The organism is Vibrio sp. 10N (assembly GCF_036245475.1).
GTDB lineage: Bacteria > Pseudomonadota > Gammaproteobacteria > Enterobacterales > Vibrionaceae > Vibrio.
On record NZ_BTPM01000001.1, the window covers coordinates 783,839 to 796,166 of the forward strand.

Below are 12,328 nucleotides of genomic sequence, written 5' to 3' on the forward strand. Positions count from 1 at the left end.
GGTATGAGACTCCGTTATGACTGAACTTTTGTGGAATCTAGCGTCCTTTGTCGTCGCACTTGGCATCTTGGTGGCGGTGCACGAATTTGGCCATTTCTGGGTAGCGCGTCGCTGTGGCGTGTATGTAGAAAAGTTCTCTATCGGGTTTGGTAAATCCATCTGGTCAAAAGTCGGTAAAGACGGGACGGAATACAGCATCTCACTGATTCCCCTAGGTGGCTATGTCAAGATGCTCGACAGCCGTGTGGATGAAGTCTCTGAGGTAGATCACAAGTATGCTTTTGATAAAAAGCCACTGTGGAAAAGAACCGCTATTGTAGGAGCTGGACCAGCATTTAACTTCTTTTTTGCAGTATTTGCCTATTGGTTGGTGTTCTTGATTGGTGTGCCAGCGGTGAAGCCCGTGGTAGGTCAAGTAACGCCTAGTTCGATTGCGGCTCAAGCCGGCCTTGAGTCAGGCATGCAAATTCTGTCGGTTGATGGTAAACAAACACTGGATTGGGAATCAGTCAATCTAGGGCTAGTGTCACACATTGGTGATAACCAGATGACGATCACAGTGTCATCCAACAACCAAATAGGAATGGACAAAAAGTTAACACTTGATCTGCAATCGTGGAACTTTAATCCAGAAACAGAGTCTGCTATGGGGACACTTGGATTTACGCCTTTCACCCCAGAGATCAAAATGACTCTAGAGAATGTCAGTACCGACGGTGCTGGTGCCCTAGCAGGTTTACAATCGGGTGATACCATTACGGCGATTGATGGTGCGCCAGTCAGCGAGTGGCAGCAAGTCGTAGAGGCGATTCAGGGCAGTGCGAATACGCCATTACCTCTGACGGTTGAGCGACAAGGTGAATCGGTCAATGTAACCTTGGTTCCTGGCTCAAGAGAAATGCCGGATGGCTCGTTGATTGGTTTTGCGGGCATCGCCCCTGATGTCGGTGAGTGGCCAGACAGCTATCGCTTTGACCTGCAATACGGTCCTATTGAAGCGGTGGGCAAAGCCATCGTTAAGACCGGACAAATTATTGAGCTCACCATGACTATGCTGAAAAAACTCATCGTCGGTGATGTGGGGCTAAACAATCTGAGTGGGCCTATCTCTATCGCCAAAGGCGCAGGTACCACAGCAGATTACGGGTTGGTTTATTTCCTAGGTTTTTTGGCTCTGATTAGTGTCAACTTAGGGATCATCAATTTGGTACCGCTACCAATGCTAGATGGCGGACATTTGATGTTTTTTGCCATTGAGGCAGTGATTCGAAGACCTGTCCCAGAAAAAGTACAAGAAATGGGCTATCGAGTGGGAGGAGCGATTATCTTCTCATTGATGCTCATCGCGATTTTTAACGATTTTACACGCCTTTGATATCAGAATTCAGGCAGCAGTATTAGCAAGGAATAATTAGAGCAGGTATGGCGATTAAGCATATTCTATTCGCATCTCTACTGGCGACAAGTGTGTCGGCGAATGGGGCTGAGGATTTTGTTGTACAGGACATTCGTATTGAAGGCTTGCAAAGGGTTGCACTGGGTGCTGCGCTTTTAAAAATGCCTGTGCGTATTGGTGATTCTATTGATGGCAAAGACATTTCAGAAATCATCAATGCTCTCTACCAGTCCGGTAACTTTGAAGACATTAAGGTGCTACGAGACAATGATGCACTCGTGGTTCGCGTAAAAGAGCGCCCAACCATTGCGAGCATTTCTTTCTCTGGTAACAAAGCGATCAAAGAAGAGCAGCTCCAGCAAAACTTGGATGCATCTGGCGTTGTTGTCGGTGAAGCACTAGACCGTACAACGCTGAGCAACATTGAGAAGGGTCTGGAAGACTTTTACTACAGTGTGGGTAAATACAACGCTAAAGTTCAAGCGGTCGTGACACCTTTGCCTCGTAATCGTGCCGACTTGAAGTTTGTGTTTACGGAAGGTGTTTCCGCGAAAATCAAACAGATTAACTTTATCGGTAATACGGTTTTCCCGGATGAAGAGCTACTGTCTCGATTCAACTTGAATGTGGATGTGGCTTGGTGGAACTTCCTGGCAGACGATAAGTATCAGAAACAGGTACTTGCCGGTGATATTGAAGCGCTGAAGTCTTACTACTTAGATCGCGGTTATCTGAAGTTCAAAGTCGATACGACGCAAGTCTCGATTTCGCCGGATAAAAAAGGCGTATATATCACGCTGGGTATCGATGAAGGTGAAGCATACCGAATCAAAGACGTGAAGTTCCGCGGTCAGCTGATTGGTAAGCAAGCTGAGTTTGAGGGTATGGTGCCATTTGCTGATGGTGATACTTATAACGGCTCAAGCGTGACGGCACTGGAAGAGAACATTAAGCGAGTGCTTGGTGAATCTGGCTATGCCTACCCGCAAGTAAGAACGATCCCAGAATTTAACGACGAAACCAATGAAGTATCGTTGGTGATTAACGTTGAAGCGGGCAACCGAATTTATGTTCGCGATATTCGATTCACCGGTAACAACTCTACGAAAGACGAAGTTTTACGTCGTGAAATGCGTCAGATGGAGTCGAGCTGGTTGAACTCAAAATCGATTGAGACCGGTAAAAACCGTCTGAATCGATTGGGCTTCTTTGAAACCGTTGATGTACAGACTGTGCGAGTGCCGGGCAGCGAAGACCAAGTTGATCTGGTTTATGATGTAAAAGAAGCAAACTCGGGTAGTGTTAACTTCGGTGTCGGTTATGGTACCGAGTCGGGCATCAGCTTCCAGGTTGGTCTGCAGCAAGATAACTTTGCAGGTACCGGTGACCGAGTTGGTATCAGTGCCATGACCAACAAATATCAGAAAAACATTACTCTGGATTACCGTGACCCATACTGGAACCTGGACGGGGTGAGTTTGGGTGGTCAGATCTTCTACAACGAGTTTGAAGCATCGAAAGCGGGTATCATTGACTATACCGATCAAAGCTATGGTGGCACGTTGACATGGGGTTTCCCTGTTGACGAACTCAATTACCTAGAGTTTGGTGGTGGTTATACTCACAGCCGCTTGGGTAACATCAAAGAGTACGTACAGATCGAGAAATTCCTACAGGCGCAAGCGAAAAACCGCGACGCCGAAGGTAATTTGATCACCGATGACTTCCACTTAACGGCAGCTTGGACTCGTAACAATCTTAACCGTGGTCGTTTCCCTACAGCGGGCAACCATCAAAAAGTTTACGGAAAAGTGACCGTACCTGGTTCGGATGTTCAATACTTCAAGGCACAATACGACGTTAGACAGTACTTTCCGATTACCCAAAGTCACAGCTTTACGTTATTGTTGAAGGGTCGTCTCGGCTACGGTAACGGTTATGGTCAAACGAACGGCAATGACAACTTACTGCCGTTCTATGAGAACTTCTATGTGGGTGGCTTCTCCACGCTGCGTGGTTTCCGCCAGAACTCAGTAGGTCCAAAAGCGGTCTATAACGATCCAAATGGCGGTGGCTGTGGTAACGTTGGTGGCAACAACCCATGTTACTCTGCAACCGAGCAGTCAGTCGGTGGTAACGCTGTTGCCTTGGCAAGTGTCGAGCTTATCGTTCCAACACCGTTTGCGTCGGATGAATTCCGCAACCAGATTCGAACGAGTGTGTTCATGGACGCGGCAAGTCTTTGGGATACAGAGTTCAGCTATGTAGCTCCGGATCCAAATATGCCGGGCAAACAATACTATTACGATTATTCAGACCCGTCGAACTATCGTGCGTCGGTGGGTGTGGCAGTACAATGGATGTCACCAATGGGACCGCTAGTATTCTCGCTAGCGACACCTGTTAAGAAATTTGAAGGTGATAAAACAGAAACGTTCACCTTCACTATCGGTAATACATTCTAATCCTGTGGGGACGCTCCCCACAGTTTAACGTTTTTTTAAATAGAGGAATCGACCTTGAAAAATATGATGAAAGCGGCTGGTCTTGGCCTAGTTATCCTTACCTCTTCAATGTTTGCGACAGCAGCAGAAGCGGCTCAGAAAATTGGCTATGTGAACACGCTACAAGTTTTCCAAGCGCTTCCACAACGTGAAGCAACGCTTCAAAAACTGCAAAACGAGTTCAAAGACAAAGCGGCTGAGCTTCAAGCAATCCAAGCAGAAGCCACCAAGAAAATGGAAAAGCTTCAGCGTGATGGTGAGCTACTAGGCTCTGAAGAAGTAGAAAAACTACGTATCGAAATTGGTCAACTTGATAGCAAATACAAGATCAAAGGCCAAGCGCTAGAGAAAGATAGCCAGCGTCGTGAAGCAGAAGAAAAGCAAAAGCTATTCAAAACTATCCAAGAAGCTGTTGAGAAAGTCGCAGAGAAAGAAGGCTACGACATGATCATCGACATTCAAGCGGTAGGCTACGCGAAAGAAGAGTTTAATATCTCAAGCAAAGTTATCGACTCTCTTAAGTAATTAGTTAGCTAGTAGGAATAACATGACAGCATTGACGTTAGCACAGCTTGCTGAGATCACCGGTGGTGAACTTCATGGCGATGAGAATGTTCAGATTCACACCGTCGCACCTATGGATCGTGCAAGCGAAGGCGAAATTACGTTTTTAACCAACGTTAAGTACGCAAAGCACCTTGGTGAATGCAACGCATCTGCCATCATGGTAAAAGCATCAGAACTTGAACATTGTAAGACCAATGCGCTTGTTGTTGCCGATCCATACGTTGCATACGCGAAAGTTGCGCAAGCACTAGATAGTACACCTAGCCCAGCTTCCGAAGGTATTGCAGCAAGCGCTGTAGTATCACCAGAGGCAACGTTAGGAAACAACGTATCTATTGGTGCCAATGCTGTTGTTGAAGCCGGTGCTGAGCTGGATGACAACGTGGTTATCGGAGCGGGTTGCTTTATCGGTAAAGGCGCAAAACTTGGTGCGAATACCAAGCTTTGGGCCAACGTAGCTATCTATCATGATGTGGTACTGGGCTCTGACTGCCTAGTACAATCAAGCACTGTTATTGGCTCGGACGGCTTTGGCTATGCCAATGAAAAAGGTGAGTGGATTAAGATCCCTCAACTTGGCACTGTACGAATTGGCAATCGTGTTGAGATTGGTGCTTGTACTACCATCGACCGCGGTGCATTAGATGACACAATTATCGAAGATAACGTGATCATCGATAACCAGATGCAGATTGCCCACAATGTGCACATCGGATATGGCACAGCGATGGCAGGTGGTACTATCGTTGCTGGTAGTACGAAGATTGGCAAATATTGCCAAATCGGTGGTGCAAGTGTACTAAATGGCCACATTGAGATCGCCGATGGTGTAATCGTCACGGGTATGGGCATGGTTATGCGTAGCTTGCCAGAAAAAGGCATCTACTCGTCCGGTATTCCTCTTCAGACTAACAAAGAGTGGCGTAAGACCGCGACTCGCGTTCATCGTATCGATGAGATGAACAAGCGCCTAAAAGCGGTAGAAAAACTGCTCGAGCAGCAAGAGGATTAACCCTCCTATTGGCTTAAACAAAAAGGCTCGCTTAAGGCGAGTCTTTTTCTGTGCGTGAACTTGGTTCAGGTTGAGCTGCGCTCCCTGACTGACACCGCGGGGCATTTGGGTATATAATGCCCCTAGAACTAGCAAAGAATTGATATAGGATTTTTACTTTGAGCACTGATACTAAAACTATGAACATCACTGAGATTCAGGAACTATTGCCACATCGTTACCCGTTTCTGCTTATCGACCGAGTGACCGATTACCAAGAAGAAAAGTATCTGACCGCTATTAAGAACGTTTCTGTGAATGAGCCGCAATTTACCGGTCACTTCCCACAGCTGCCTGTATTCCCAGGTGTATTGATCCTAGAAGCTATGGCTCAAGCGACAGGCCTATTGGCATTTAAGTCGTTTGGTGCACCAAAAGACAATGAACTGTACTACTTCGCCAGCGTAGATAAGGCCAAGTTCCGTAAGCCTGTTGTACCAGGTGATCAGCTTGTCATTGAAGTCGAGTTTGTCAAAGAGCGCCGCGGCATTGCTGCCTTTAATGGTGTAGCGAAAGTTGATGGTGAAATCGTTTGTTCTGCTGAACTGAAATGTGCTCGTAGAGAGTTTTAATATGATTCATGAGTCTGCAACTATCCACCCTAGTGCCGTTATCGAAGGTAATGTCACTATTGGTGCGAATACCACAGTAGGGCCGTTTACCTACATTTCGGGTGACATCACCATTGGTGAGAATAACGAAATCATGTCGCATGTTGTGATCAAAGGTAACACAACAATTGGCAATGATAACCGCGTGTTCCCGCAAGCCATCATTGGTGAAGAGAACCAAGACAAGAAGTATGGCGGCGAAGATACGCGCGTCATCGTCGGTGACCGCAACGTTATCCGCGAGAGCGTTCAGATCCATCGAGGTACCACCCAAGATAAAACACAAACAGTGGTCGGCAATGACAACCTGTTGTGTGTTAACGCGCACATTGCTCACGATGTGATTGTTGGCAATCACACTCACATTGGTAATAACGCGATCTTAGGTGGTCACGTTACGGTTGGTGATTACGCGGGTGTAATGGCACTGTCGGCGATTCACCCGTTCTGTACCGTTGGTGCTTACGCATATGTTGGCGGCTGCTCTGCGGTTGTTCAAGATGTACCGCCATATGTATTGGCACAAGGTAACCATGCCACACCGTTTGGTCTAAATCTTGTCGGCCTTAAGCGTAATGGTTTTGAAAAGCCAGAGCTACGCGCGCTACAAAAAGCCTACAAAGAGATTTACCGCTCAGGTAAGACGCTTGCGGAAGTGAAGCCAGTTCTTGAAGAGATGGCTCAAGAATGGAACTCAGTGGGTCGCTTCATTGAGATCTTGGAAGCCTCTGAGCGTGGCATTATTCGCTAAATCCGTGCATGAGTACGCTGAAAAGATCGCCAGTCTGACTGGCGGTCTTTTTCTGTTTTAAGAAAACCGTAAATTTACGCAAATAGGGAACACCAATGGAACGACCGTTACGCATCGGCATTGTCGCAGGCGAACTCTCAGGCGATACGCTGGGTGAGGGCTTTATTAAAGCACTAAAGGCACGTTATCCCGACGCTGAGTTTGTTGGCATTGGTGGGCCAAAGATGATTGCCGAGGGCTGTCAGTCTCTATTCGACATGGAAGAGCTCGCTGTCATGGGATTGGTTGAGGTGCTAGGGCGCCTTAGGCGCTTGTTGCACGTTAAAGCTGAGTTGGTGAAGTACTTTACCAACAATCCTGTGGATGTTTTTGTAGGTATCGATGCGCCAGACTTTAATTTAAGGCTTGAGCTAGACCTGAAAAAAGCGGGCACAAAAACGGTGCATTACGTTAGCCCTTCAGTGTGGGCTTGGCGCCAAAAACGCATCCATGGCATCGCTGAGGCGACTAATTTGGTGTTGGCGTTTCTCCCATTCGAAAAAGCGTTTTACGATAAGTTTAATGTCCCGTGTGAGTTTGTTGGTCATACGCTTGCCGATGCGATCCCTCTTGAGTCTGACAAAGTTGCTGCGCAGCAGCTATTAGGACTGGAGCAAGGTAGGAAGTGGTTGGCGGTATTGCCGGGCAGTCGTGGTAACGAACTCAAGATGCTCTCCCAGCCGTTTATTGAAACGTGTAAGAAGCTCAATAGTGATGACCCTTCGCTGGGTTTTGTGGTTGCTGCCGTTAACGATAAGCGCAAACAGCAATTTATCGAAGCATGGCAGCATTATGCGCCCGAGTTAGACTTTCATATTGTACAAGATACAGCGCGCAACGTGATCACTGCATCAGACGCTGTATTGCTGGCCTCCGGCACAGTTGCATTAGAATGTATGCTACTAAAAAGACCCATGGTCGTTGGCTACAAGATGAATGCCATCACGGCCTTTTTAGCAAAGCGTTTGGTGAAGACCAAATATGTCTCATTGCCAAATATTTTGGCTGATGATGAAATAGTCAAAGAATTCCTGTTAGATGCCTGCACACCCGAAAACTTGCATGCCGAGCTGACGCGACTGCTAAATGGTGACAATCACGATATGATTGAGAAGTTCACCGAAATGCATCATTGGATCCGTAAGGATGCCGATAAACAGGCGGCAGACGCCGTACTTAAATTGATAGATAGATTATGACCAAGAAGAAAACGCCAGTAGAACTGCCTCCTTTTGAATATCCACAAGGCTATACCGCGATTGCTGGTGTGGATGAAGTTGGCCGCGGGCCATTGGTTGGCGATGTAGTGACAGCGGCGGTGATCTTAGATCCAAACAATCCGATTGAAGGTCTGAACGACTCGAAAAAGCTGTCTGAGAAAAAGCGTCTGGCGCTGTATCCAGAAATCAAACAAAAGGCACTCGCTTGGGCGGTAGGGCGCTGTTCTCCTGAAGAAATTGATGAGCTCAATATCCTACAAGCGACCATGGTGGCGATGCAGCGCGCAGTCGCCGGACTTAAGGTTCAGCCTGATATGGTGTTGATTGACGGCAATCGAACGCCAGAGCTACCAATGGGTGCACAAGCCGTGGTTAAAGGTGATCTTCGTGTTGCTGAAATCAGTGCCGCTTCCATTATTGCGAAGGTGGTGCGTGACCAAGAGATGGAAGAGCTGGATGCTCTGCACCCTGAGTTTGGGTTCGCTAAGCACAAAGGCTACCCAACTAAAGCGCATTTTGAGGCTATTGAGCAACACGGTGTGATTGCTCAGCATCGCAAAAGCTTCAAACCAGTAAAGCGCGCCCTAGGCATTGAAGACTAGGTATTGAAGAGTAACGCTAATTAAACACTAATGGCTCAATCATAGCTGTTAGGATGTCATGACGATTTAGGATTCATTATGTCAGACCCCAAGTTTATACACTTACGTGTTCACAGTGACTTCTCAATGGTGGACGGCTTGTCCAAAGTACCACCATTGGTGAAGAAGGTGGCAGAGATTGGCATGCCAGCAATGGCATTGACCGACTTTACTAACCTATGTGGCCTCGTAAAGTTTTATGGCAACGCCCACTCTGCGGGCATTAAGCCGCTGATTGGGGCTGACTTTGCGGTGCAATCGGATGAGTTTGGCGATGAGCTGACTCGCATTACGGTGCTTGCTGCAGATAACACAGGTTACAACAACCTGACGTTACTGATCTCCAAGGCATACCTCAGAGGTCATGTTCAGCATCAACCTGTCATCGACAAAGCGTGGCTGGCTGAATTGTCTGAAGGGCTGATTGTGCTCTCTGGCGCAAAGGACGGTGAAGTGGGCAAAGCCCTACTCAAAGGCAATCAAAGCTTAGCCAAACAGTGCGCCGCTTTTTATCAAACTCACTTTCCAGACCGCTATTACCTTGAGTTGATTCGTACTGGACGGGCCGACGAGGAGAGCTACCTGCATTTCGCCGTCGATCTCGCTGAAGAGTTAGAGCTTCCAGTCGTGGCGACCAATGAAGTGGTGTTCGTTGATAAAGAGCTGTTCGATGCCCATGAGATCCGCGTGGCCATTCATGATGGCTATACCCTCGATGACCCTCGTCGTCCTAAGCGCTACAGTGACCAACAATACCTACGTAGTGAAGAGGAAATGTGCGAGCTATTTGCCGACATTCCAGAAGCGTTGCAAAACTCAGTCGAAATCGCTAAGCGATGTAACGTAACCGTTAGGCTTGGTGAGTACTTCCTACCCGCGTTCCCGACAGAAGGCATGAAGGAAACCGACTTCCTCGTAATGAAGTCGAGAGAAGGCCTAGAAGAACGTTTGGAGTTCCTATTCCCTGATGAACAGGTGCGACTTGAGCGCAGGCCTGAGTACGACGAGCGCTTACAAATTGAACTCGACGTTATCAACCAGATGGGCTTCCCAGGTTACTTCCTGATCGTAATGGAGTTCATCCAGTGGTCAAAAGACAATGCGATACCGGTAGGTCCGGGTCGTGGTTCGGGTGCGGGCTCGCTGGTGGCGTATGCGCTTAAAATCACCGACCTCGATCCTCTTGAATACGACTTGCTGTTCGAGCGCTTCTTGAACCCAGAACGTGTCTCCATGCCCGATTTCGATGTCGACTTCTGTATGGATAAGCGTGACCAAGTAATTGATCACGTCGCAGAAATGTACGGCCGAGATGCGGTATCGCAGATCATTACCTTCGGTACCATGGCCGCAAAAGCGGTTATTCGAGACGTAGGTCGTGTACTTGGCCATCCATTTGGCTTTGTGGATCGTATCTCCAAACTGATCCCTGGTGACCCGGGCATGACGCTGCAAAAAGCGTTTGACGTCGAGCCTGCGCTACCTCAATTGTATGACGCGGATGAAGAGGTTCGCGACCTCATCGATATGTGTCGCATCCTTGAAGGTTGTACTCGTAACGCCGGTAAACACGCTGGTGGTGTGGTTATATCGCCAACGACTATCACCGATTTTGCGCCGATCTATGCGGACTCTGAAGGTCATTTCCCGGTAACGCAGTTTGATAAAAACGACGTAGAAACGGCCGGCCTAGTTAAATTCGACTTCTTGGGTCTAAGAACCCTAACCATTATCGACTGGGCGCTGGGGCTAATTAACCCACGATTGGAAAAAGAGGGCAAAGAGCCGGTTCGTATCGAATCGATTCCTCTTGATGACCAGCCGTCATTCCAATTATTGCAAAACTCAGAAACCACGGCGGTATTCCAGCTCGAATCACGTGGTATGAAAGAGCTAATCAAGCGTCTTCAGCCAGACTGTTTTGAAGATATCATCGCACTGGTGGCATTGTTCCGTCCGGGGCCGTTGCAATCAGGCATGGTCGATAACTTTATCGACCGTAAGCACGGACGAGAAGCGGTTTCCTACCCAGATGAAACGTGGCAACACGAATCACTGAAAGAAACGCTAGAGCCAACCTATGGCATCATTCTTTACCAAGAGCAGGTGATGCAGATTGCCCAGATCCTAGCGGGTTATACGCTCGGTGGTGCGGATATGCTGCGTCGTGCGATGGGTAAGAAAAAGCCAGAAGAGATGGCCAAGCAGCGTGCCGTGTTCGAAGAGGGCGCCATTAGCAATGGTGTCGACGGCGAATTGGCGATGAAGATCTTCGACTTGGTAGAAAAGTTCGCAGGTTATGGCTTTAACAAATCGCACTCGGCAGCTTATGCGTTGGTATCGTACCAAACGCTGTGGCTAAAGAAGCATTATCCAGCTGAGTTTATGGCAGCGGTAATGACAGCCGATATGGATAACACCGAAAAAGTCGTCGGTCTTGTCGATGAATGCTTCCGCATGAAACTCAAGGTGTTACCGCCTGATATCAATGCGGGTTTATTCCGATTTAACGTCAACGACGAAGGTGCCATTGTTTACGGTATCGGCGCGATAAAAGGCGTGGGTGAAGGCCCTATCGATGCCATCATTGAAGCAAGAAACAAAGATGGTTACTTCCGCGATCTGTTTGATTTCTGTGCCCGTATTGACCTGAAAAAAGTCAATAAGCGTGTGATTGAAAAGCTGATTATGGCAGGTGCGCTTGACAGACTTGGTCCTCATCGAGCGGCGTTAATGGCTTCGCTGAATGACGCGGTAAAGGCCGCTAGCCAACATCACCAAGCTGAAGCGTTCGGTCAAGGGGATATGTTCGGTGTGCTGACGGATGCGCCGGAAGAAGTCGAAAATAAGTATACTCAGGTGCCTGCGTGGCCAGAAAAAGTCTGGCTCGAAGGTGAGCGAGAAACTTTGGGTCTTTATTTGACCGGGCACCCAATTAACGCCTATCTGAAGGAACTTACTAAATACACCAGTTGTCGACTAAAAGATGCGACACCGACACGTCGAGATCAATCTCTGACGGTGGCGGGCCTGGTGATAGCGTCACGCGTGATGACAACCAAACGAGGTACTCGTATCGGTATCATGACGCTTGATGATCGCAGTGGACGCATGGAAGTGATGTTGTTCTCAGATGCGCTAGATAAATATGCTGAATTGTTAGAAAACGATAAAATAGTGGTCGTTTCGGGACAGGTCAGCTTTGATGACTTCAATGGTGGCCTTAAAATGTCCGCCCGCGAAGTTTTAGATCTCGGTAGCGCTCGAGAGAAATTTACTCGAGGGTTGTCCATTTCGTTGCTAGAGCAACAAATTGATGAGCGTTTTTACCAGCGCTTCACAGAAATATTAACGCCTCACAAAGATGGCACGGTACCTGTTAATATTTATTACCAGCGAGCGGATGCAAGAGCGAAGCTCACGCTTGGAACACAGTGGCGTGTAACGCCGAATGATGCGTTACTGGAAGAATTACAGCAGTTACTTGGTAAAGACCAGGTAGAACTCGAATTTAACTAATTGAGCTTGGGCACACATCGGTGTCTGGG

Annotated in this window: 9 protein-coding genes; all 9 read left to right on the plus strand. The window is 47.8% G+C overall.

Annotation, left to right across the window (positions count from 1 at the left end):
- Positions 1-16: 16 nt before the first annotated feature.
- The 9 genes from rseP to dnaE all read left to right on the plus strand — a co-directional run bounded on the left by rseP (position 17) and on the right by dnaE (position 12,299).
- Positions 17-1,375, plus strand: a complete 1,359-nt coding sequence (rseP, locus tag AAA946_RS03755) for a sigma E protease regulator RseP (RefSeq protein ID WP_338163679.1) — start codon at positions 17-19, stop codon at positions 1,373-1,375.
- Positions 1,376-1,422: 47 nt separating this feature from the next.
- Positions 1,423-3,861, plus strand: a complete 2,439-nt coding sequence (gene bamA, locus AAA946_RS03760; protein WP_338163680.1) for an outer membrane protein assembly factor BamA — start codon at positions 1,423-1,425, stop codon at positions 3,859-3,861.
- Between the two features lie 63 nt (positions 3,862-3,924).
- Positions 3,925-4,425, plus strand: coding sequence for an OmpH family outer membrane protein (locus AAA946_RS03765; protein WP_042500989.1), 501 nt, complete (start codon positions 3,925-3,927; stop codon positions 4,423-4,425).
- Between the two features lie 22 nt (positions 4,426-4,447).
- A complete protein-coding gene (gene lpxD, locus AAA946_RS03770; protein ID WP_338163681.1) occupies positions 4,448-5,479 on the plus strand; it encodes a UDP-3-O-(3-hydroxymyristoyl)glucosamine N-acyltransferase in 1,032 nt (343 codons plus the stop codon).
- Positions 5,480-5,658: 179 nt separating this feature from the next.
- On the plus strand, positions 5,659-6,090 hold the full coding sequence (gene fabZ, locus AAA946_RS03775) for a 3-hydroxyacyl-ACP dehydratase FabZ (RefSeq protein ID WP_418642295.1): 432 nt from the start codon (positions 5,659-5,661) through the stop codon (positions 6,088-6,090).
- A gap of 1 nt (position 6,091) precedes the next feature.
- A complete protein-coding gene (gene lpxA, locus AAA946_RS03780; RefSeq protein WP_338163683.1) occupies positions 6,092-6,880 on the plus strand; it encodes an acyl-ACP--UDP-N-acetylglucosamine O-acyltransferase in 789 nt (262 codons plus the stop codon).
- 95 nt (positions 6,881-6,975) lie between these two features.
- Positions 6,976-8,118, plus strand: coding sequence for a lipid-A-disaccharide synthase (gene lpxB, locus AAA946_RS03785; RefSeq protein ID WP_338163684.1), 1,143 nt, complete (start codon positions 6,976-6,978; stop codon positions 8,116-8,118).
- The gene (gene rnhB / locus AAA946_RS03790; protein WP_338163685.1) at positions 8,115-8,741 is read left to right on the plus strand and encodes a ribonuclease HII; all 627 of its coding nucleotides are present in this window, start codon (positions 8,115-8,117) and stop codon (positions 8,739-8,741) included. The genes lpxB and rnhB overlap by 4 nt, the downstream gene beginning before the upstream one ends.
- A gap of 78 nt (positions 8,742-8,819) precedes the next feature.
- Complete coding sequence (gene dnaE, locus AAA946_RS03795) at positions 8,820-12,299, plus strand: DNA polymerase III subunit alpha (protein ID WP_338163686.1); 3,480 nt, start codon at positions 8,820-8,822, stop codon at positions 12,297-12,299.
- Positions 12,300-12,328 lie beyond the last annotated feature (29 nt).

Bases quoted from the DNA above. Each gene is read 5' to 3' on its own strand.
- dnaE (WP_338163686.1), top strand. From the start codon at position 8,820: ATGTCAGACCCCAAGTTTATACACTTACGTGTTCACAGTGACTTCTCA.
- lpxD (WP_338163681.1), top strand. From the start codon at position 4,448: ATGACAGCATTGACGTTAGCACAGCTTGCTGAGATCACCGGTGGTGAA.
- rseP (WP_338163679.1), top strand. From the start codon at position 17: ATGACTGAACTTTTGTGGAATCTAGCGTCCTTTGTCGTCGCACTTGGC.
- rnhB (WP_338163685.1), top strand. From the start codon at position 8,115: ATGACCAAGAAGAAAACGCCAGTAGAACTGCCTCCTTTTGAATATCCA.
- lpxB (WP_338163684.1), top strand. From the start codon at position 6,976: ATGGAACGACCGTTACGCATCGGCATTGTCGCAGGCGAACTCTCAGGC.
- lpxA (WP_338163683.1), top strand. From the start codon at position 6,092: ATGATTCATGAGTCTGCAACTATCCACCCTAGTGCCGTTATCGAAGGT.
- bamA (WP_338163680.1), top strand. From the start codon at position 1,423: ATGGCGATTAAGCATATTCTATTCGCATCTCTACTGGCGACAAGTGTG.
- AAA946_RS03765 (WP_042500989.1), top strand. From the start codon at position 3,925: ATGATGAAAGCGGCTGGTCTTGGCCTAGTTATCCTTACCTCTTCAATG.
- fabZ (WP_418642295.1), top strand. From the start codon at position 5,659: ATGAACATCACTGAGATTCAGGAACTATTGCCACATCGTTACCCGTTT.